The sequence below is a fragment of the Pedobacter sp. Leaf170 genome (assembly GCF_920984665.1).
Classification (GTDB): Bacteria; Bacteroidota; Bacteroidia; order Sphingobacteriales; family Sphingobacteriaceae; genus Pedobacter.
The window spans coordinates 12,062-35,177 of sequence record NZ_CAKLBP010000008.1; the positions used below are offsets into that span (position 1 = coordinate 12,062).

Here is a 23,116-nt window from a genome sequence, read left to right on the forward strand (position 1 = left end):
AATTTTTATATTTATTAAACATTTGATATAAGCCCAAATATGAAGAAAATTCTGCTTATATCCCTATTGTTATTCTCTAAAATTACATTTTCTCAGGTTACTGATTCTTTTACTGACGGTGATTTCTTTCAAAATCCACCTTGGAATGGCGGTATTGCTTATTTTCAGATTAATAGTCAAAGCCAACTCCAGTCGAAAGGACAACAAATCGCATCGCAAACAATTTCTTTATCAACTGCTAATAAATTAAGTTTAGATAGCAGCTGGGAATTTTTTATTCAGCTTAATTTTAACCCAACATCTACCAACTTTGTACGGATTTATTTAACATCTGATAAGGAAAATTTAGAAGGAAGCTTAAACGGATATTTTGTGCAAATTGGCGAAACTGGTGTGAATGATGGATTTCATCTATATAAACAAACCGGAACATCAACTACAAAAATTATTAATGGGCCGCAAAAAGTAAGGGCGAATGCCAACTTGTTTTTAGCCAAAGTAAAAGTAACCCGGGATGCATCAGGAAAATGGAGTCTTTTTACGGATATTTCAGGAGGAAACAATTTTAACCTTGAGGGCTCGGCGACGGATAACACTTATAAAACTTCTGAATATGCTGGTTTTTATTGCAAGTATGCAACTGCGTCAAGGTATAATCAATATATTTTTGATGATTTTAAAATTGACGATTTAGTGCCAGATTTAATACCGCCAAGTTTAAAGACAGTTTCGGTTATCAATCCAACAACCTTAGAAGTTGCGTTTTCTGAGGCTTTGGATATTCAATCGGCAACCATGCCGGATAACTATTACTTGTCAAACAGTTATGCAACACCGATAAAAATTGAAGCTACAGCTTCGCAAAATATTTATCGGTTAATTTTTGAAAAAGTTTTAGAATCAGGAAGTTACAATCTACAAGTTAAAAATGTGGTAGATAAAAGAGGAAACTCACTTTTAGCAAATTCGAGTTTAAATTTTATTTATATCAAACCTTATACAGCTAAATATGGAGATGTAGTTATAAACGAGATATTTGCAAATCCAACTGGAAATCCCTCGCTTCCGCAAAGGGAATTTGTAGAAGTCTGGAATACGACCAATGAATATATTTTAATGCAAGGCTGGAAATATGCCGACCAGTCATCAACTTATACTTTCTTAATTGATACGATAAAACCAAATCAACATGTTATTCTTACTGCAAAAGCGGATGAGAGCTTATTTAAGCCGTTCGGCAAAACTATCGGATTATCTCCCTGGCCAAGTCTAAATAACGATAAAGATATTTTAACATTATCAGATAATACCGGAAATATAATTGACAAAGTCGCATACAGCGATACCTGGTATAAAGACGAAACAAAGAAAAAAGGTGGTTTCAGTTTGGAGCTTATCGACCCGAAGAATATTTGTAAAGGAAGTCAAAATTGGATTGCATCTGCCGATAATTTTGGCGCTACACCAGGCAAACAGAACGCTGTTTATGGTTCGCAAAAAACAAATGATATACTCAAACTTAGCTCAGCAAATATTTTAGATAGCATAACCGTTCAAATCGAATTCTCCAAAAGTATTGATAGCTTATCTGCTTCAATTGCTTCAAATTATGTAATAAATAATGGAGTTGGAAATCCAAAATCTGTAATTATCGAATCGCCAGATTTTAAGACAGTCACTATCCAATTTTTAACTGCTTTTACCAGAGGAATTGAAAATACTATAATCATTAATAATGTAACAGATTGTGCAGGAAGTTTAATAAGCCCAACCACAAATACTGCAAAATTATTTTTAGCAAAGAAGATAGAAAAGCATGACATTTTGATATCGGAAGTGCTGTTTAATCCTAGAGCAAATGGGGCAGATTTTGTAGAAATTTACAACCATAGCGAACATATATTAGATTTAAAGGATTTACAAATCGCAAATTTGGACACAAAAGGCTTGATTGCCAATGTTAAATCTGTTTCAAGCAAAAGCCTGTTCATTAAGTCCTCTAATTATTGGGTTATTAGTACGAATCCCGTAAATATTAAGCAGAATTATTTGGTTCAGCATCCAGATAATTTTATAGAATTACCTGCTATGCCTGCTTATAATAATGATAGGGGAAGCGTTATTATTTTAAGCAATAATGTGGTTATTGATAGATTAGATTATGATGCTAAAAGTCATCATCCATTAATAAATGATGAAGATGGAATATCAATTGAAAGGGTTTCTTTTAATATTGATGCAAATGCAGCAGGAAATTTTAAGTCGGCCGCTTCAACAGTTGGTTTTGCAACACCTACTTATAAAAATTCTCAGGAATATGCCGGAAACCTAAGTTTTGTAAAATTGAAAGGGAAAACTTTCTCACCTGATGGTGATGGATTTGAGGATATTTTGAATTTAGAATATCAGCTTGAAGATAATGCAAGTTTGGCTACTGTGAATGTGTTCTCAGATAAAGGTAGACTAATTAAAAAACTTTTAAAAAATCAAACTATTGCAACAGCCGGAAATTTAACTTGGGATGGATTAAGTGATAACGGCGAAAATGCCGCCATAGGAATTTACGTTCTGGTTTTTGATGTATTTGATCCGAAAGGGAATACCAAAAGATTTAAAACCACTTGCGTTTTGGCTGCAAAGCTGAATTAATTTTTAGGAATAGATTTCCGAAGTTTAATTACCAGGGGCAAATAAACTTCGAAAATCTAAAGATTATATCAAATTAGCTTTGATGTACTGGCAACTTGTTTTAACAGAATCAATTGGGTTTGGGTTATAGTTTGTTTCATGTTCAACAAAAAAATGTTTCATGCCTGAAGTTTTAGCTTCTGCAAAAATGCTTTTAAAGTCAATCGAACCTTTTCCAACTTCGGTATTCCATTCTGGTTTTGCCTTGTCCATATCTTTAACGTGCCACATTGGGAAACGCCCAGGATATTTTTTAAACAAAGCTAATGGATCATTTCCAGAACGAACAACCCAATATAAATCCAATTCAAAATTTACTAAATTTTTATCTGTTTCTGTAAGATAAATATCGTAACCTGTTGTGTCACCTAATTTTTTGAATTCAAAATCATGGTTATGATAAGCGAACTTTAAACCAGAAGATTTAGCAATTTCTGCAACTTTATTAAAGGCATTTGCAACTTTCTTAAAGCCATCTGCACCTTGGTTTACATCAACATGCGCACCCGCTATAGTGAAATATTTTCCGCCAATAGCTGCTGCAGAATCAATGTCGGCCTTCAACTTATCCGTGCTTCCTGTTTTAAGGAAATCATCCATTCCATAATGACCACTAGGTGCCTTTAAGCCATTAGCCTTTAACAAGGATAAAAATTCTTTTGGTGTTAATCCCCAAAATTTTCCATTATAGAAACCATAAGTTTCAACCTCCTTAAAGCCAGCTTGAGCAACTTTTTCTATTACACCATTAACATCAGTCGGCAATTCTTTTCTTAAAGAATATAACTGCAAACCTACGTTCTTTGTAGCCTTATCAAATGCAAAAGATGGAAGGATTAAGGCCGCACCGGCTGCTAAACCAGCTTGCTTGATAAATGTTCTTCTCGAATTCATAGCTGAAGTTTTAGATTAGTTCTTTTTTAATGTATGCACAGCTTGCAGTAATTGAACCGATAGGATTTGGTTTGTAATTAGTTTCATGCTCAACAAAAAAGTGCTTCATGCCAGATAATTTAGCTTCAGCAAAAATGGCTTTAAAATCGATAGAACCTGTACCAACCTCAGCATTTAGCGCCGGGTTTGTTTTATCCATGTCTTTAACATGCCACATTGGGAAACGCCCCGGATTGGCAGCGAACAATTTTTTAGGATCGTTACCTGAGCGCACAACCCAATATAAATCCAATTCAAAATCAACTAATTCTTTGTCGGTATTGCTTAATAAAATTTCATAACCAGTGGTTTCACCTTGTTTTTGGAATTCAAAATCGTGGTTATGGTAAGCAACTTTAATGCCTTCTGCCTTACACATTTTACCTGCTTCATTTATTTTTAGAGCCAGGTTTTTATAATCATCAGCATTTTTTCTTAAAGATGGATCTAGCCAGGGAATAGTTAAGTAGCTCATTCCTAAAGCCTTTGCGGCAACAATAGCAGCTTTTAATTCTTCAGTATTTCCATCATTTAAATATGAACCTAGACCAAAGTGACCACTAACGGCTTTAAGTCCATTATCATCTAAAATCTTTTTGAACTCAGCTGGTGTTAAACCCCAAAACTGATCTTTTATAGAAAATCCATAGGTTTCTACTTCAGTAAATCCAGCTTTAGCTACTTTCTCTAAAGTTCCTTTAACGTCTTTTGGAAGTTCATCTCTAAGCGTATATAATTGTAAACCAACATTCTTTTTATCTGCCATGCAGGCAAATGATGGCACCAACAATGCGGCGGCAACGGCCATACTGCTGTTTAGGAGGAAATTTCTTCTTGATATCATAATTTTTTAAATATCGCAAATTGAAATGGCCTGTTTTAAGGAAGCCAATTTATCTGCATGTTTTGGAATAAACTCTTGCGCTACGAAACCTTTAAAACCTGTTTCAACTATAGCTTTCATTATTGCAGGGTAATAAAGTTCCTGCGTATCATCAATTTCATTTCTACCCGGAACGCCTGCCGTGTGATAATGTGCGATGTAATTATGATTGCTTTTTATTGTGCTTATTACATTGCCTTCATCAATTTGCATGTGGTAGATATCATATAAAAGTTTAAAATTTTCAGAATTTAAACGCTTACATAATTCAACACCCCAAGCCGTTGTATCACACTGGTAATCTTTATGGTTTACTTTGCTATTCAAAAGTTCCATAACGAGTGTTACCCTATGTTTTTCAGCGAGTGGAATCAGCTTCTTCAAACCTTCCACGCAATTATTCCAGCCTGTTTCATCATCTTTTCCTCTTCTGTTTCCGCTAAAGCAAATCAAATTTTTGTAACCTGCAGCAGCAACTAAAGGAATCATCTCCGTATAATTTTTAACTAACTGATCTTGAAACTTTTTATCGTTAAAGCCATCAACAAGGTTAATTTCTGCTCCATTGCACATACTCGAAGTTAAGCCGTGTTTTTTCAAAATTGGCCAATCTGCCGGTCCAACTAAATCAATACCTGTTATGCCTAACTTTTTTGCTTCAACACAAAGTGTTTCAACATCAAGGCTGCTGAAACACCAACGGCAAACCGCATGATTAATGTTTCCTTTCAATTTTGAATCTTGCTTCATAAAATCAGACTTCTCCAAAGCCAAAGCAGAAATACTACTACTAACGCCAATTGCGGCAGTACCAGCAAGTATGTTCTTTAAGGCTTTTCTCCGAGTGAAATTTGCTTTCATTTATATTGTTTCAGCTTCAACAGCCTTTGATTTATCATTAAATACTAAGGCAAAAAGTACAAATACAACTGCAGCAATACCCGCTGGGATAATCCATATCATTTTCCAATCCATAACGCCTTCAGCTGATTTATAGGCATCAGAAATTTTACCAGCAACTGCAAAGCCGATTAACATACCAACACCATAAGTAGCCAGGGTAATTAAACCTTGAGCAGAGCTTTTAAAACGCTCTCCGGCTTTTGAATTTGTATAAATTTGTCCCGAAACGAAGAAGAAATCATAGCAAACACCGTGTAAGGCTATACCTAAAATTAGCATAAAACTTAATTCACCAGCATTTCCATAAGCAAATAATGCATAACGAACTGCCCAGGCTAACATACCAACTAAAATGGTCATTTTAAAGCCGAAACGTTTGAAAAATATTGGGATAAAAAGCAAGAAAATTACTTCAGAAGCTTGTCCGATGGTCATTTTTCCTGTTGGATTATCAACGCCAATATCTGATAAGAATGGATTTGCATTCTGATAATAAAAAGCTAAAGGAATACATATTAAAATAGAAGAGATGAAGAAGATAAGGAAATTTCTATCCTTTAACATCTTTAAGGCATCCAATCCTAATACATCAGATATCGTAATTTTTTCTCCTGATACTTTTGGCGGTGTTTTAGGTAATGTAAAACTGAAAATACCCAACACTAATGAAACTATTCCGGCCATTAAGAAGGTATTTTTTAACAAGCCAGATTCGGTGCCTTCTTTTGAATCCCAATGGAAAAAATAGCTGATTAATAAACCCGCTGCAATCCATCCAATGGTACCCCAGATACGAATGTTTGCAAATTCCTTTTCAGGATCTTTCATTTGGTTAAATGATACTGAATTTACCAATGCTAATGTTGGCATAAATAAAATCATGTAACCTAAAACATAAGGATAAAATACGCTTATTTCGGTTGCATTGTACATTTGATACATTAATATTGCACCAATTATATGCAATACGCCTAAAATCCTTTCTGCATTGAAATATCTATCTGCTATTAAACCAACGATAAAAGGAGCGATGATAGCGCCCCAAGACTGAGTTGAAAATACTGCTCCGGTTTCTGCACCAGAAGCTTTTAAATTGTTACCTAGAAATGTTCCTAAAGTAACAAACCATGCACCCCAAATGAAGAATTCGAGGAACATCATGAAAGAGAGTTTAAAGCGTGTAGTGCTGTTCATTAGTTTATTTGGTTAATGATTAATTGTGAGATGGATGAGGTATGATGTAGGAGGGAACTGTAATTCACATTATACGTTTTCCCTCTTACATCATCCATATTTTAAAGTTCTTTAATTATAATGTTTTTATACCATACTTCATCGCCATGATCTTGCAATGCGATTTTTCCGGTTTTGAAAGTTCCCCAATCTTTCCAGGTTGCAAATTTGCTACCTGCAATAAGGGTTTTCCAGTTGTCATCCCATAAAGTTGTTTTAACAACTTCTACACCGTTTAAAATTAGGGTGAGCTTACCTTTTTTGCTGATGATTTCAGCTTTATTCCACTCACCAACAGGTTTTACAGGCTCTGATGAGCTTTTTACTAAATCATATAAATCACCAGCACGATGCTTGGTGATTTTACCATCTGGATGCCCATCGTTATCAAGAACTTGCATTTCTAATCCAGTTGAATAGGTTGCACCATATTTTGGAGCCTCATTGATGTAGAAAATTAAGCCACTGTTAGCTTTTGGTGCAACTTTCCACTCATATTTTAAATGGAAATCACCATATTCTTTATCGGTAACTAAATCGCCACCACCATCTTTACCTTTTGTTGCTAAGTCTAAATGCAAAGCACCATCTTGCACCTGCCATGCGCTACCAACTACAGTTTTATTGTAGGTATGCCATCCTTTGGTGGTTTTACCATCAAATAATGGTTTAAAACCTTTTTGAGCATTTGATATTTGAGTAACTGCTAAAAGTATTAAAGCAGATAAGAAAATTTTTTTCATGTTTTATAATTATTCTTCATTACGAAATTCAAATTATCTTTTAAAAGACAGCTTCGTTCCCCGCAATAACGGTTTTAAAAAATTAAAGAGTTAAGTTACCCCAGCCTTTACGGTATTCGCGTTTAACGAATTGATTAGCTTCATCAAAATTTGTAATCTTCATGTTATCATTATCCCAAAGCATTTTCATGTATCTGCCAGGATAAGTAACCTTACCATTTACAGTTTTTTGAATATCGAAACTTCTGATTGCAAGATTCGCCATTAAGAGTGCCTCGGTAAGCGGACCAGCAATTTCAAAAGGAGAACTAACTTCTTGCTTGCCATAACCGGCAATTGCCGCCTCTACCCATTGAGCATAGTGGCCGTTTGCACCATCTTTTACACGGGCGTATTTTTCTGGTACTTTGATGTCTTTGTTTCTGCTTAGCGGTAATAATTTTGGATTAGCGCTATAGGTTTCTGCCATCATTTTACCTTTTGTACCGATAAATAAGGTTCCATTACCGCCATCGCCAAAAGTTTCGTTTGCTTCTAATTCTGCCGGACGCTCAGGTTGAATACCTCCGTCCATCCAGTGCATAGTAACATCACCTTTGGTTTTATTGGTTTTTGGGAATTTTAAAGTAACGTGACTAGATGGAGGGCAGCTTTCGGGGAAATAGCCGCGTTTAAATTCATCAACATACACAGAGCCCACACTCGCTTCAACTTCCTTAGCATATTTTAAATTTAAAACGCTAAAAGGAGCTTCAATTAAGTGGCAACCCATATCACCTAAAGCTCCGGTTCCGTAATCCCACCATCCACGCCAGTTAAAAGGCACAAGTTTATCTACATAATCTTTATCCGGAGCGGTACCTAACCATAAATTCCAATCTAACTCTTTAGGTATTTCTGCTTTTGTAGTTGGCCATGGAATACCTTGAGGCCATACCGGGCGATTTGTCCAGGCGTAAACCGTATGTACATCGCCGATTAAACCTGCTTCGTACCATTCTTTCATTTGGCGAGGACCGTCGTTTGATGCACCCTGGTTGCCCATTTGAGTAACCACTTTATATTTTTTGGCCGCTGCAGTTAAAATGCGGGCTTCATAAATATCGTGGGTTAGTGGTTTTTGAACATACACATGTTTGCCCAATTGCATTGCTGCAAGTGTTTGTATGGCATGACTATGGTCTGGAGTGGAAACAGAAACTGCATCGAAATTTTTATGTTCTTTATCGAACATTTCGCGATAATCCTTATAATATTTAGCCTTTGGAAATGCTTTAACGCTTGCTGCGGCACGTCTGTCATCAACATCGCACAAAAATGCAATATCGGCTTTGCCGCTTTTTGCAAACATGGCAATATCGCTTTGGCCTTTACCGCCCGCTCCAATTCCAGCAACAAGCAATCTATCACTTGGTGCTAAAAAGCCTTTGCCACCTAAAACATGGCGAGGAACTATCATAAATGCAGCTGCCGCAACGGCGCTGGTTTTAATAAAATCACGGCGGTTACTCGTGCTTTTATTTTCTTGCTCTGTTTTCATTTTTCAATAGGGTTTGTTGGTTCAATTATTTTTTTCTCAACGATAAAATATATTTTGCCATCAACTTAGCATCTTCTTTCTTTAAAGTTGCATGTGCTGTCATTGGCATTGTTCCCCAAACTCCTGTTCCGCCTTTAATAATTTTATCAGCTAAGTAATTTACATTTTTTTCGGTATTTGCATATTTCTTTGCAACCTCAACGTAAGCCGGACCAATTATTTTGTTCGTTTTGTTGTGGCAACCTAAACAGTCTGATTTATTAATCAGTTTTTCTCCTGCTGATACTTGAAAAAATGCATGATTAGCAGCTACAGTAGTTGCAACGGCTTTTTCTTTCTCTAAATCTGCTTTCGAAAATGAGGCCATAAAAATGAATACAGCGCCCAAACCTAAAATTGTTTTTTTCATATTATTGTATTTGTGTGTTTTGCTATTTTACTGTAAACCTAAAATACTTTTGTTAAATGCAGCATCACTTCCAGATGCAGCAAAATCGTCAAAAGCCTTATCGGTTACATTTATTATATGTTTTTTAATAAATTCTGCGCCTTCTCTGGCACCATCTTCCTGATTTTTAATGCAACATTCCCATTCCATAACAGCCCATCCTTTAAAATCATATTGAGTTAATTTACTAAAAATCTTTTTAAAATCAACCTGGCCATCGCCCGGAGAACGATATCTTCCTGCTCGGTTTGCCCAACTTTGATATCCACCAAAAGTACCTTGTTTTCCTGTCGGATTAAATTCTGCATCTTTTACGTGGAAGGCTTTAATTCGCTCGTGGTAAAAATCTATATACTGAATATAATCTAGCTGTTGAAGTACAAAGTGTGATGGGTCATACAATAAGCATGCCCGAGGGTGATTATTTACTGCTGCTAAGAACATTTCGTACGTTTCACCATCAAATAAATCCTCACCGGGATGAATTTCATAGCAAACATCGACACCGCAATTATCAAATTCATTTAAAATTGGTGTCCACCTTTTAGCTAATTCTGCAAAACCTTCTTCAACCAATCCAGCCGGACGTTGTGGCCAGGGATGAAAATATTGCCATAATAGTGAACCACTAAAAGTTGCATGCGCATTTAAACCTAAGTTTTGAGATGCTTTTGCTGCATATTTCATTTGTTGTACAGCCCATTCTGTTCTTGCTTTCGGATTTTTATGAACTTCTTTCGGTGCAAAAGCATCAAATAAATCGTTGTAGGCAGGATGAACCGCAACTAATTGACCTTGCAAATGCGTAGAAAGTTCTGTAATTTCTAAACCATAAGAAGCAATTTTACCTTTCAATTCATCCGCATAAGTTTTGCTTTCTGCAGCTTTATGTAAATCAATAAATCTGCTATCAAGCGTTGGCATTTGAATGCCCTTAAAACCTAATCCTTTGGCCCATTCGCAAATACTATCTAAAGAATTAAATGGCGCCTCATCACTAATAAACTGTGCTAAAAATACAGCAGGTCCTTTTATTGTTGTCATTATTGATTAAATTTTATAATCCCACCATTTCTGGTCAGAGTTACTTGAATTGACTACATTTTCTATAAATGCCATTCCACGGATACCATCTTCTGTACCCGGAAAATCAAGCATTTCTTCGGTAGGTTTTTGATTATTCAGCTTAGCATCAACTGTTAAAGCAAAGTTTTTATAAATATTAGCAAATGCCTCTAAATAACCTTCGGGATGACCGCCTGGTGTACGAGTATTGTGTTTTGCGAAGCTACCCATGTAGCCATTACCTGTACGATAGATTTGTGCAGGCGCATCAAGCCACTTAACAATCATTGTATTTGGTTCCATTTGGTGCCATTCTAAACCACCTTTCTCACCATAAACTTTAATTTTAAGAGCATTTTCTTCGCCGGCAGCAACTTGCGATGCTACCAGAACACCATTAGAGCCATTATCAAATTTTAGTAAAACATTGCCATCATCATCAATTGCTCTACCAGGTACAACAATATTCAAATCAGCACAAATTTTCGTGATTTTTAAGCCTGAAATATACTCTGCAAGTTGTGCTGCATGTGTACCAATATCGCCCATGCTACCACTTTTACCAGTTTTGGATGGGTCTGTGCGCCACGCTGCCTGTGCATTACCTTCACGCTCTGATAATTTGCTTAACCAGCCTTGAGGGTATTCTACAACAATTTTACGTATTGCGCCAAAAGCACCTTCTTTAACCATTTGTTTGGCTTGTTTAACCATTGGATAGCCCGAATATGTATGGGTTAAGCACAAGGTTAATCCTGTTTCTTCAACCTTAGCTTTTAACTGTTTTGCTTCATCTAGGGTTAAGGTGATTGGTTTTTCTATAACAACATTGAAACCATGCTCTAAAGCCATCATTGCCGGAGCAAAGTGTGCAAAGTTTGGCGTAACGATGGTTACAAAATCAATTCTCTCATCAGCTGGTAATTCACTTTCCTTCTGCAACATTTCTTCATAAGTTTTATAAATTCTGCTGTCAGGTAGGAATAACATTTTACCAGATTCGTATCCAACCTCTGGATTTACACTTAAAGCACCCGCAGATAATTCTATTAAACCATCCATGTTTGCCGCAAGGCGATGTACAGCGCCGATAAATGCGTCTTTGCCGCCACCTATCATGCCCATTCTTAGTTTTCTTTGCATAACGATTTTAGGGTATATGGTAAAAGGTTTAAGGCGGTAGAAATATTTCCTACGCCTTAAACCTTTCAGCTTTTACCTTTATTTAAATATTGTTTTTCTTTAATTCTTTTACTGCATAATCGGCAGCTCGGGCGGTTAAAGCCATAAATGTTAAAGATGGATTTTGACATGCGATTGATGGCATACAAGCTCCATCGGTTACAAATACATTATTAACTTCATGCATTTGGTTCCATTTATTCAGAACAGATGTTTTAGGGTCATTTCCCATTCTGGCTGTACCCATTTCGTGGATGGCCATACCAGGATAACAACCAGCATCATAGGTTTGAATATTTTTCATGCCTGCTTTTTCTAACATTTCAGCAGCATCATTCATCATATCCACACGCATTTTTTTCTCATTCTCCTTGTATTCGCAATCAATTGCTAATACTGGCTGTCCCCATTTATCTTTTTTATCGTGATTGATGTAAACCTTGTTTTCGTAGTATGGCAGCATCTCTCCGAAACCACCCAAGCCCATTGTCCATTTGCCCGGTTTAGTCATTTTTTCTTTTAAACCAGAGCCAAAAGATAATTCGGCAACATCACTTTGCCAGTTAGATCTGTTTGCGCTACCCTGATAACCAAAACCACGCAGATAGTCGCGTTTATCGTTACCTATATTTTGATATCTTGGGATATAAATACCATTTGCTCTACGACCATAAGTATATTTATCATCAAAACCTTCAGCTTCGCCAGATGCTCCACAACGGAAGTGGTGATCCATTAAGTTGTGGCCTAACTGACCGCTACTGTTTCCTAAGCCATTTGGATGAGCATCAGAAGTTGAGTTTAACAAAATAAAGGTAGAGCCTAGCGTAGAACCATTTACGAAAACGATTTTAGCGTAAAACTCCATTGTTTTGTTAGTTTCAGCATCGATAACCATCACGCCTTTTGCCTTTTTAGTATCCTTATCGTAAATGATGTGATTAACGATAGAGTATGGCCTAACAGTTAGGCGCTTAGTTGCCATTGCTGCAGGTAAGGTAGAAGATTGTGTACTAAAATATGCACCAAACGGACAACCACGGCTACATAAATTTCTGTATTGGCAATTACCACGACCTTTGTGAGGTACAGTTAAATTGGCAACACGGCCAATCATCATAATACGCTCTCTTTTATAATGATCTTCGATTCTCTTTTTAACCGATTTTTCTACAACGTTTAAATCCATTGGAGGTAAAAATTGGCCATCAGGACAAGTTGGCCAATTTTCATTGGAACCACTAATGCCCGCAAATCTTTCTGCATAATCATACCATGGAGAAAGTTCTGCATAACGAACAGGCCAGTCACTTCCGTGACCATCCTTTTTGTTATCCTCAAAGTTATGATCGCTTAAACGGTAACTCTGACGACCCCACATTAATGATTTACCACCCACATGGAAGCCACGATACCAATCGAAACGTTTATCTTCAGTATAAGGGCATTCTAAATCGTTAACCCACCATTTTTCGTTTGCTTCCTGGTATGGATAATCTCTTTTCTGAACCGGATGCGTACGTTTTTGTTCTTCTGTTAACTTTCCTGCATGTTGAAAATCCCATGGGTTTTTCATTGCATTTTCGTAACCGGTAATGTGCTCGATGTTCATTCCTCTTTCGAGCATCAAAACGCGTAATCCTTTTTCTGTAAGCTCTTTTGCAGCCCAGCCGCCACTAATCCCCGATCCTATAACAATAGCATCGTAAGTATTTTCTGCTTTTAAATTTGTATTTAAATTCATGATGTTTTGTTCTTGTAGTTAGAAATTAGGTTGCCCAGGATTTTTGTCCTGGTTTTAATGGCGCATTACCATCGTATCTTCCTGGTACAAGAACATACGAACGTGCTTTAGTACAGCCAATTTCTGAAGAATAATAACCTAATAAAGTCAAATCTCTGGCGGTGATGAAAAAGTAAACCAAATCTTTATTTTCTTCAGATTTAGTTTCTTTTTGAGCTAATGACATCGCTCTTAAATCTACCATTAATTTAGTTCTTTCAGGAACCGTTAATGTAACATAACTTTTTTTGAAATCGCTTAATGATTTAGCCTGCAGTTCGCGAAAACCCTTGGCGAAAGAATTTTGCATTTCTTTCGGGTAGCAATCCTGCATCATCATCGGGATAAATTTACCCAATCCGGCAGCTTTTGCTCCGGCAGATGATTTTGTGGTTGGTACAATAATGTCAGCGAATTCGGCAAAGATTTTCTCATCCTGCGGTGAGAATGATACAAAATTCTTTTCGTTTTCAGGGAGCGTGAAACCTTCGAATAAAACGCCCATTGTACTTGCCGAGATGGCTCCTCCCAACAAGAAAGCAACGTTTTTTAGTGCTTCTCTTCTATGCATTGTTTAGTTGTTTTATATATTTTGGTTGTAATATATTGAATAAGTAATATTATAAATTTATGCTCGCAATATTAAATCTGGTGTGTATAATTAACACTATGCAATACTATTGTTACATCGCAGAATTGTTCTAAATAGAATACTTAAATTTAATTTGTTTAGGCATGTAAATTGCCATTATGCTCGTCAAAATCCTTGCTTTAACCTTAATTTTTTACCAATAATCACTTAGTTTATATCTGAATAAAAAACTTTTAAATAAGATTATTTTTAATGTAATTATAGCTTTCACTAATACTTAAATATACATCTTTTTTTACCAAATCCTGCTCGGCAAAAATATAATCTACGCCCGCTATTTTAGAGGCGGCAAAGATGTTTTTAAAATCTATCTGGCCAGAGCCAACTTCAGAAAATACATTTTTATCAGCTTTGTCCATATCCTTAACATGAAACATTTTATACCTGCCCGGATTTTTCTTAAACATTTCTACCGGATTTAAGCCGGCGTTTACGGCCCAGAAAATATCCAGCTCAAAACCTACTAATTTAGCATCGGTTTCGTTGAGTAAAATGTCAAATCCGGTTTTACCGTTTCCTTGGTCTTTATATTCAAAATTATGGTTGTGATACGCTAATTTTAAACCAGATTTTTTACAAAGTTCGCCAGCTTGATTAAACAGCCCAGCCATTTTTTTATAGTCATCTAAACTTCCGGCGGTTCTTACGTTGGTTGGTAAAGCGGGTATCACAAAATATTTCTGACCAACTGTTGCTGCAATATCTATGTGTTGTTTTAAAACAGTATCACCTTTTCCTGATAAATAATCATTTGTGTTGTAATGGCCGCTTGGTGTTGTTAGGTTATTATTTTTTAGTAAGCTGAGGAAATCTTTTGCCTCTAAGCCCCAGAAACCTTTAACCTCATACTTGCCAGGATAGCCATAGTAAGTTTCAACTTGATTATACCCAATGCTTGCTACTTTTTGTATGGTTGCATTTACATCAGCAGCAAGTTGCTCTCTTAAAGTAAAAAGGCCGATGCCAATTTTTGAAATTTTTGCCGGATTTGCCAATGCTGAAGAAATGAATGATGGAGAAAGGTAAGCCGCTGCTGCCGCTAAGCCTGCTTTTTGTAAAAATGATCTTCTGTTTTCCATGATATTTTTTATTTAATTAAAAAGCCGGAGCGTATGCCCCGGCTTTAGTGTTAAAATGAATAAGCTAACGATCCCCAGAAAGTACGTTGAAGTAATGTTCTGCCAATCATTAATTGACCAGGGGTAACTTTTGAGAAATCTCTGAATTGATCTCCACGTACATCGCCCTCTGTCAACACTTTTGCATCTAACAAGTTGTCTGCCCAAAATCTTATCGCTACTTTTTTAGTAAAGTTATAGCCTGCACCAGCTTTCATTACTACGTATGATGGTAGTTTATAGCTATCACTAGGAGAGGTATATCTACTACCAACATAGTTTGCCGCAACATATAAGTTGAAATTTTTATGGTCATAATTTAGACCTAATTCTGTATTTAATACGGGTACACGCTCTGTTCTGTTGCCTGTAAAACTGTAAACACGTGAGCCAAATTCAGCAGCAACAGCAGCATTTCCGCTTGTGTTTGCTTCGTAATCTGTGTATTTAGAATCTTGTAATGTTCCTGTAAATCTAATGCTTAATGGTCTGGCAACTTTGTATGATACTTCATACTCTGCACTCCAGGTACGGGTAGAGCCAAAGGCAACTAAAGCTTGTTGTCCGGCCGCAGTTGTAGGAACGTTAATACTTAAAGATGTGTTTTTAATTGCTGAGTAACTACCCGATGCAAAAATTGCTAAGTTGTTTTTGGCATATTTAAAACCAATTTCGCCTAAATAAACCGGACGTTTTTTAATATTAGCTGCGTTATATGCTGATGCATTATAATCGCCAATGTTTGGTGCATTATAGGCTTTAGTAGCACGGGCAAATATACTTGCTGTAGCATTTATTTTATAATTTGCACCTACTGATGCTGCCCAATTTGTTAAGGTTTCGTTATAACTTGTGTAACCTAAAATTGTTGGTGCCGATGCTGCTCTGATGTTAACCGTACCATCGGCGTTTAATGCATAATATGGTCTATCGCCTTTAACATTTTGGTTGTCAATCCTCGCCCCAATATCTAATCTCCATTGATCTGATAATTTTATCTCATCACCAGCGTAAAGAGATAGTGTTCTTGTATCGCCAATAAACGTATTTTTAGCTGTTATTGTTCTTTCTAACGAAGTTGGAGTTTGTAAAAGAATACTTGGATGTTCTTTAAACTCGGTGAAAGACCTAAAGCTATAACGTAAGTCATCTCGGTTATATTGGTGTATGCCGGCGCCGATGTTTAGGCTATGGTTTTTAATGGTTTTCTTCAAATCTAAATAATCAACGATTTGAACATCACTATTAAATTGACCTTGCGCATTTGAAGTGATTACCTGATCGCCAGCTACAAAAGGGGAAATTGCACCACCTGGTAAATAATATGGTGTTGTTGCTGTTCTTGCAGCAATGCCTCCAGGTGCGGTATAAGTTACATCGGTATGTGTATTCTGATATCTGAAATTATTAGTGATTTGCCAACCAGCATCAGTTAAATAATTAAATTGAAAGCCGGCTGAACCTAACTTCGTATGCATTCCGTCAGTTAAACTGAAATTGTGTACGCCATTTAATGGATCGTTATAACTCCAATCTGTTTGTACCGGAATAATTGATTGCTTAGCCATGTTGTAATCGCGGTATGTAGTCGGTTTACCGGTTCCATCATAAGGATAATAACTGGTTAGCAAGAACTGAACCTTATCATTTAAGTATTTACCATACACGCGAATAAAACCTTTGTTGTTTTTGAAATTAAAGGTCATGTTACCTTTAATTTGCCCACCTCTGTTTGCCGGATTAAAGCCTTGATCAACCACGCCGTTATCTGTACGATAAAACCCACCAATGTTATACTTAATATTATCATTAATTTTTCCTCCGGTATTACCATCAAAGCGATACAGACCTTGAGAAAAACCTGTAGTAAATTTAACCTGTCCGTATTGTTTATCGGCACCCACGTAGCTGATGTTATTCACCACTGCACCTGGTGTATTTGCCTGAATAATTGATGCATTACCACCTCTTACGGCTTCAATATTTTGAATTGTTAAATCGGTTTTATAATACTGATCTACTGATGGTGTAGTGTTAAAGCCTGTTGGCAATAAAGGTAAGCCATCTTCTTGTATCCCTAAGAAAATATAACCTCCGGCTTGTGGAAATCCACGTACCCAAACGTTACCCGGACCATCACCACCTGTACTTTCTACTGTTAAACCGGGTATAGCTTTTAATAAATCGGTACTGTTCAAGGGTGCTCTGTTGGTGATATCTTTATTGCTTACGGAGGTTAATGCAACACTGCTTTCTAATTTTTTCTTCGGATTACCGCCTGTTACCACAACACTTTCTAACTGTAAATTATCTTCAGAGAGGCTGATGCTAATGTTTTCGTCGGCATTTCCGGCAGATAGCGTAACTTCTTTAGAAATATAACCTACATATCTAACCACCAGTACACGGCTGTCAACTGTTAAACCTTTTAAAGAGAAATTACCATTCTCATCAGTTGTGGTTCCTGTTGTTTTGCCCTTTACGCTTACCGATACGCCTGGAAGCGGGTTTCCTTTACCATCGGTAACTTTTCCGGTTACGGTTCCATCAAAAGTTTTTAACAGTTCGAGGTTGTTATTTGCGGGAATAGAATAAAGCAAAATTTGATCTTTAACTATTCTATATCCCACATCATAACGTTTTAGCGAATTCTCAAGAAAGTATTTAAGTTTTTGTTTTACTACGTTGATAGAAATTTTTCTGTCAGAATTTATAAGTTGCGGACTATAAACAAACTTTACGTTTGCTAAAAATTCTGTTTTTTCAATAATTGTTTTAATATCTGTTTTATCGGCTCTTATAGAAATTTCTTTATTTAGAAATGCCTGAGCATCTGCGTTTTTAGCGAATGCTGCACAAGAAAATATTGTTATTGCAAGTATTTGGTAAATCGAAACTCTCATTGCATATATCGCCAGCGAAATAAGTTGATTTTTTTTCATAAATTTGGTTATTGTTCATTAAATGATTGGATTTATTGGACATAGAAATACCATGAATACATTCAGATGTATTTAACTCGCCGGCAATGCCCCACATTGTCGGCTTTGTTGTTTAAGAATATATTATGGAAAATGTTACCGCCGCTAAGGGCTGTTGGTTAGTACTGCTCTTTTCATAATTTGTTTATATTGGTTAGTTTTTATTTGAAACCACAATGCTGGTTCCTTTAATTTGATATTTGCTTGAAATAGATCCGCAAACAAGGTCAAGTTGCTCATACAGCCCTTTTTTGCTTAAATCTCCGGTAAATGTGTAGCCTACTATTTTTTCATTATCAGAAATGATATCAATACCATAAGCTTCGGTAAGTGTTTCGAAAATCGACTTTAAACTTTCTTCTTTAAAGTTGTAATTAAGGCTTGTTGCCACATTATAGGCCTCCGCCAGCGGAATTGGCTTATCAACTAAAGTTTTATTTAGGTTGTGATTGGCAAAAACACCTTTTTGGTTAGGTTTTAACAAAATTGGTTGTGCAACCTTTTTATCATTCATGCTAAACAATGTGCTTTCCTCGTTTTCATTAACCTGAACTTTACCTGTTCTTACGGCTACTTGCGCAGGAATACCATCTTTTGCCGATTTAACATGAAAACTTGTGCCTAAAACTTTAACAATTAGATTGTTATTGTAAACATAGAATGGTTTTTTACGATTTTTACTCACCTCAAAAAAAGCATCGCCTTTTAAATAAACTGTTCTTTTGGTTGATGCAAACGATTCGGGATAAATAATTGTTGCCTTAGGTTTCAATTTTACCTTACTGCTATCGCTGAAAAATATGTAAATAGGTGAATTACCATCATTAGTTTTAGTAATCAGATTTAGATTTTCATTGGCATCCATAAAAGATTGCTCTGCATGATTTTTATTTGCCATGTACAAGCCTCCAATAAAAAATGCAATCAAAATAGATGCAGCAATTGCAAATCCTGGCCAAAGTTTTCTGCTTTTAGAAGCAGATTTTTTCTCCTCTGCAGGATTAATCTTTAGCCAAATGCTGTCTTGCATTTCTGCTAATTCTACCGATGAAATATCCTGAAAGTTTTTGTTGTTTAAATTATGATACCATTTATCCACCCAAAGCTTTTCAGCTTCTGTACATAAACCATTATTATAACGGTTTAATAAATCGATGAATGATTTTTGATTCATAAGGAAAAATATTTGGCTTTATACATACAAGTAACACGAAGCCCCTTAATCCCTAAACCTAAATTTTAAATTTTTATGAAAACTTTATAATCGACTGATTATCAATTAGAAAAATATATAAAAATTTTTAATATATTCCTTAATTCTTTTGATAGAGCGTGTAATGTGATACTCTACAGCCTTTTCAGATATATTTAATTCGGTAGAGATATCTTTTACAGATTGAAATTGATAGCGGCTTAATCTAAAAACTTCCTGGGTTTTTAATGGTAAAGAATTTATGCTATCTTCTATAATGCCTGATAAATCATTTAACGCAATGCTATGAGCGGTATCATCACTGTTTTCTGTATAATTTAAAGCCTGGTATTCTACATATTTATTTTCGGTAACCAAACTTCTGATATGGTTGATAACGCTTAGTTTTAAAGCGCCAAATAGATAAGCCTGCAGATTCTCTATATTTAAGCTTTCTCTTTTTTCCCAAAGGGAAATAAATATATTTTGAACCAGTTCTTCGGCAATAACTTTATCGCCGGTTTTTTTAAAGGCTGCAACCAAAAGTTCTTTACTAAAAGCAAAATATATTTTTTCGTAAGCCAACTTATCACCATGTTTTAGGCGGCTAAGCAAATCAATAGAATTTTCGGGCTCAATAGGGGTCATTACTTATTTTGGTCGACTACAATTATAGTAAATGTAATTAATTAATTTACCCGGCATTGCAAAAAAACAATTGCTGTAAGCTGGTTTTTCAAACTCATATTTTATATTCAGTTTCAAGGCTAATCACTTAGTTTAAATATTTTACAGCCCTTTTATCTCATTTTTATAACTTTGCTCATTCTCACCAAAATATATGAAAGAAAATATAGTTGTTTTAGGTTCAAATGGGCAAATTGGTACCGAGTTGGTAACTACTTTACGTAAAATATACGGCGATGACCATGTTGTAGCATGTGATATTCGCCGACCAGATTACGATATAAAAAATTCAGCGCCTTTCGAATTTGTAAACGTGCTCGATAAGGAAATGATAAAAGGCATTTTCCAAAAATATAAGCCAACGCAGGTTTATTTGTTGGCAGCTTTATTATCAGCCACAGGCGAGCAAAATCCTAAACTTGCCTGGGATTTAAATATGAATGGCTTGCTAAATGTTTTGGATTTAGCACTTGAATATAAAACTGCAAAGGTTTACTGGCCAAGCTCTATTGCTGTTTTTGGTCCAAATTCGCCGAAAGATAATACACCGCAGTATTGCACCATGGACCCAAATACGGTTTATGGTATCAGTAAACTTGCCGGAGAGCGTTGGTGCGAATACTACAACCAGAAATATGGTTTAGATGTTCGAAGCATCCGTTACCCTGGCTTAATAAGCTGGAAAGCCGCTCCAGGTGGTGGAACAACCGATTATGCCATACACATTTTTCATGAGGCTTTGAAAAAAGGAAGTTACCAAAGCTTTTTAAACGCAGGTTCTGAATTACCGATGATGTATATGGACGATGCCATTCGTGGCACAATTGAATTAATGGATGCACCAGCAGATAAAATTTCTGTAAGAAGCAGTTATAATTTTGGTGGCGTAAGTTTTACACCAGAAATTTTAGCGTCAGAAATCAGGAAACATATTCCGGATTTTAAATTAACTTACAGCGATAAAGATCCCCGTCAGCAAATTGCTGATAGCTGGCCACGTTCTATTGATGATAGCGTAGCTAATAAAGATTGGAACTGGAAACCTGAGTACGATTTATCGAAACTCACAATTGATATGTTAAATAATTTAAAGAAAAGCTAAAAGTTTAAAGCAAAAAGCTAAGAAACTAAAGCAAAATAAAAAAAATAAGGTAAACGGTTTAAGGTTTAGGGAAGTCTACCCGGTCTTGATACTCGATACTAAATACTTGATACTAAAAAATGGGAAGAGCATTCGAATTTAGAAAAGAGAGAAAATTTAAACGTTGGTCTAAAATGGCTGTACAATTTACCCGTATTGGTAAAGATATTGTAATGGCTGTTAAAGAATCGGGTCCGAATCCTGAAACCAATTCTCGTTTACGTACAGCCATGCAAAATGCGAAGGCTGTAAATATGCCAAAAGATAGGGTAGAAGCGGCAATTAAACGTGCTTCTGATAAATCTTTAGCCAACTACGAAGAAATTGTTTACGAAGGTTATGCGCCACACGGTGTTGCCGTTTTAATTGAAACCGCAACCGATAATACAAACCGTACCGTAGCAAATGTGCGTAGTTATTTTAACAAAACGGATGGTTCTTTAGGCAAAACCGGTTCGCTGGATTTCGTTTTTAACCGCAAATCTATTTTTCGTTTTACAACTGCAGAACAGGTTGATTTGGAAGAATTAGAATTTGAACTAATTGATGCAGGCTTAGAAGAACTTTATGTTGAAGCCGATGAAGAAGGCAACGATGTTATTGTGGCTCAGGGTGCTTTTGAAAGTTTTGGAACTTTACAGAAGGCTTTGGAAGAAAAAGGTGTTGAGTTGAAAAGCTCAAAATTAGAGCGTATTGCACTTTCGCACCACGAAGTTACCGAAGAACAAGCCGCAGATGTTTTAAAACTTATTGATAAGTTGGAAGAGGATGATGATGTGCAGGCGGTATATCATAATATGGCAGAGTAGCACTACATACAATTCGCAAAAAAAAGGCTTGAAGATTTATTTCTTCAAGCCTTTTTTGTTTTTTTGAAGAGCAGGTTCAATGCTTATTGGTTTCGGTAGTCCCGCCAACATTGCAAGTCCTCGCCCGAAGAAAAATCGGGCTCCGGGCTTTACATTTATGTCGGGTCTATTTATTTAGGTTTACCTAAGTAATTTAAACCTGACAGGAGCGAACACGCAGCCGAATTTTTATGAGGCCAGTAAAGCGGATGGCAGGGCTTTCGATACCGATAAGCACTTAAATTGCTTTTCTAAATTTTATTTAAAGGTAGTTTGGAAGGTTCTAACTTACTAAAATGGCCTTTGATTATTGTTTTTTATGAGAAAACAACCAAGGCAAGAGCTGCGGCTCTGCAAAGGCGCTATTCCAACTATTGTGATTTGCATTTGGATATAATGTAAATTTCACTTCCTTTCCAACGGATTTTAAGCGTTCGGCAATTGCCATCGAAAATTCGGGGGGAACAACATCGTCTTTCGCTCCGTGGAATATCCAAAGCGGAATATTTTGATAGTTTTTTATATTATTGGTGTTATCGCCTCCACAAATTGCAAAAGCTGCTGCAAATATTTTGCGCTGTCTTCTCAGTAACTCAAACGTTCCCATTCCACCCATTGATAAACCACCAACGTAAACCTGTTGCTTATTTACGAAAGGCTTTTTAAGAAAATTTTTAACCATATTTTGCAATGCATGCATGGCTTTTGTGGGTTTGCCACCTTCTAAAAAACTGAAATTTCGTTTGCCTTTATCATCAGTAGTGATATTAACATTTGCCCAATAACTATCTGCTGCACACTGTGGAAATACAATAATTGCCGGAAAATTTTTTCTTACTTCATCTTTAAGAAATAGCTTAGCTCCATGGGTTAATTGTTTTTCGTTATCGTTTCCACTTTCTCCACGCCCGTGTAAAACAAAAAGAACAGGGTATTTTTGCGTGGCATTAAAATTTTCGGGGAAAAGGATTCTGTAAGAAATGGAGTCTTTTCCTTTTATAAAATTACCGCTATCGTATTTAATTAAATCTTGCGCCTTAACTGTGAATACGAAAAATGAAAGGCAAAATGCCAAAATGATATTCTTCATATAACA

Annotated in this window: 19 protein-coding genes; 3 read left to right on the forward strand and 16 right to left on the reverse strand. The window is 36.1% G+C overall.

Annotation, left to right across the window (positions count from 1 at the left end; translation table 11 throughout):
• Positions 1-39 precede the first annotated feature (39 nt).
• Complete coding sequence (locus tag LUA90_RS17250) at positions 40-2,649, forward strand: lamin tail domain-containing protein (protein ID WP_231491886.1); 2,610 nt, start codon at positions 40-42, stop codon at positions 2,647-2,649.
• A 63-nt stretch (positions 2,650-2,712) separates the two neighbouring features.
• Here the strand turns inward: LUA90_RS17250 and LUA90_RS17255 are convergent, their stop codons facing one another.
• From LUA90_RS17255 to LUA90_RS17325, 15 genes are all read right to left on the reverse strand, one after another.
• The gene (locus LUA90_RS17255; RefSeq protein WP_231491887.1) at positions 2,713-3,582 is read right to left on the reverse strand and encodes a sugar phosphate isomerase/epimerase; all 870 of its coding nucleotides are present in this window, start codon (positions 3,580-3,582) and stop codon (positions 2,713-2,715) included.
• Between the two features lie 10 nt (positions 3,583-3,592).
• A complete protein-coding gene (locus LUA90_RS17260; RefSeq protein ID WP_231463354.1) occupies positions 3,593-4,465 on the reverse strand; it encodes a sugar phosphate isomerase/epimerase in 873 nt (290 codons plus the stop codon).
• A 6-nt stretch (positions 4,466-4,471) separates the two neighbouring features.
• Complete coding sequence (locus LUA90_RS17265) at positions 4,472-5,365, reverse strand: hydroxypyruvate isomerase family protein (RefSeq protein WP_231491888.1); 894 nt, start codon at positions 5,363-5,365, stop codon at positions 4,472-4,474.
• Positions 5,366-6,601: a nucleoside permease gene (locus LUA90_RS17270; protein ID WP_231463351.1), complete on the reverse strand. Its 1,236-nt coding sequence runs from the start codon at positions 6,599-6,601 to the stop codon at positions 5,366-5,368.
• A 101-nt stretch (positions 6,602-6,702) separates the two neighbouring features.
• Complete coding sequence (locus tag LUA90_RS17275) at positions 6,703-7,383, reverse strand: DUF1080 domain-containing protein (RefSeq protein WP_231463349.1); 681 nt, start codon at positions 7,381-7,383, stop codon at positions 6,703-6,705.
• An 82-nt stretch (positions 7,384-7,465) separates the two neighbouring features.
• Positions 7,466-8,923, reverse strand: coding sequence for a Gfo/Idh/MocA family oxidoreductase (locus tag LUA90_RS17280; protein ID WP_231463347.1), 1,458 nt, complete (start codon positions 8,921-8,923; stop codon positions 7,466-7,468).
• A 25-nt stretch (positions 8,924-8,948) separates the two neighbouring features.
• Complete coding sequence (locus LUA90_RS17285) at positions 8,949-9,332, reverse strand: c-type cytochrome (protein ID WP_231463345.1); 384 nt, start codon at positions 9,330-9,332, stop codon at positions 8,949-8,951.
• A 27-nt stretch (positions 9,333-9,359) separates the two neighbouring features.
• Positions 9,360-10,415, reverse strand: coding sequence for a sugar phosphate isomerase/epimerase (locus LUA90_RS17290; protein ID WP_231491889.1), 1,056 nt, complete (start codon positions 10,413-10,415; stop codon positions 9,360-9,362).
• Between the two features lie 6 nt (positions 10,416-10,421).
• Positions 10,422-11,579 (reverse strand): Gfo/Idh/MocA family protein, encoded by a 1,158-nt coding sequence (locus LUA90_RS17295; protein ID WP_231463341.1) that lies wholly within the window; start codon positions 11,577-11,579, stop codon positions 10,422-10,424.
• An 82-nt stretch (positions 11,580-11,661) separates the two neighbouring features.
• Entirely contained in the window at positions 11,662-13,362 is a 1,701-nt protein-coding gene (locus LUA90_RS17300) for a GMC oxidoreductase (protein WP_231463339.1), read from the reverse strand.
• 25 nt (positions 13,363-13,387) lie between these two features.
• Positions 13,388-13,972: a gluconate 2-dehydrogenase subunit 3 family protein gene (locus LUA90_RS17305; protein WP_231463337.1), complete on the reverse strand. Its 585-nt coding sequence runs from the start codon at positions 13,970-13,972 to the stop codon at positions 13,388-13,390.
• Positions 13,973-14,226: 254 nt separating this feature from the next.
• Positions 14,227-15,132 carry a sugar phosphate isomerase/epimerase gene (locus LUA90_RS17310; protein WP_231463335.1) on the reverse strand — a complete coding sequence of 302 codons (906 nt, stop codon included), beginning with the start codon at positions 15,130-15,132 and terminating at the stop codon, positions 14,227-14,229.
• Between the two features lie 50 nt (positions 15,133-15,182).
• Positions 15,183-18,113, reverse strand: a complete 2,931-nt coding sequence (locus LUA90_RS17315) for a TonB-dependent receptor (protein ID WP_231491890.1) — start codon at positions 18,111-18,113, stop codon at positions 15,183-15,185.
• A gap of 193 nt (positions 18,114-18,306) precedes the next feature.
• The gene (locus LUA90_RS17320; RefSeq protein ID WP_231491891.1) at positions 18,307-19,326 is read right to left on the reverse strand and encodes a FecR family protein; all 1,020 of its coding nucleotides are present in this window, start codon (positions 19,324-19,326) and stop codon (positions 18,307-18,309) included.
• A gap of 105 nt (positions 19,327-19,431) precedes the next feature.
• On the reverse strand, positions 19,432-19,992 hold the full coding sequence (locus tag LUA90_RS17325) for an RNA polymerase sigma factor (RefSeq protein ID WP_231463329.1): 561 nt from the start codon (positions 19,990-19,992) through the stop codon (positions 19,432-19,434).
• A 193-nt stretch (positions 19,993-20,185) separates the two neighbouring features.
• Between LUA90_RS17325 and LUA90_RS17330 the strand changes: the two genes are divergently transcribed.
• Positions 20,186-21,133: an NAD-dependent epimerase/dehydratase family protein gene (locus tag LUA90_RS17330; protein ID WP_231491893.1), complete on the forward strand. Its 948-nt coding sequence runs from the start codon at positions 20,186-20,188 to the stop codon at positions 21,131-21,133.
• 119 nt (positions 21,134-21,252) lie between these two features.
• On the forward strand, positions 21,253-21,981 hold the full coding sequence (locus LUA90_RS17335) for a YebC/PmpR family DNA-binding transcriptional regulator (RefSeq protein WP_231463324.1): 729 nt from the start codon (positions 21,253-21,255) through the stop codon (positions 21,979-21,981).
• A 346-nt stretch (positions 21,982-22,327) separates the two neighbouring features.
• Here the strand turns inward: LUA90_RS17335 and LUA90_RS17340 are convergent, their stop codons facing one another.
• A complete protein-coding gene (locus tag LUA90_RS17340) occupies positions 22,328-23,110 on the reverse strand; it encodes a prolyl oligopeptidase family serine peptidase (RefSeq protein WP_231463322.1) in 783 nt (260 codons plus the stop codon).
• Positions 23,111-23,116 lie beyond the last annotated feature (6 nt).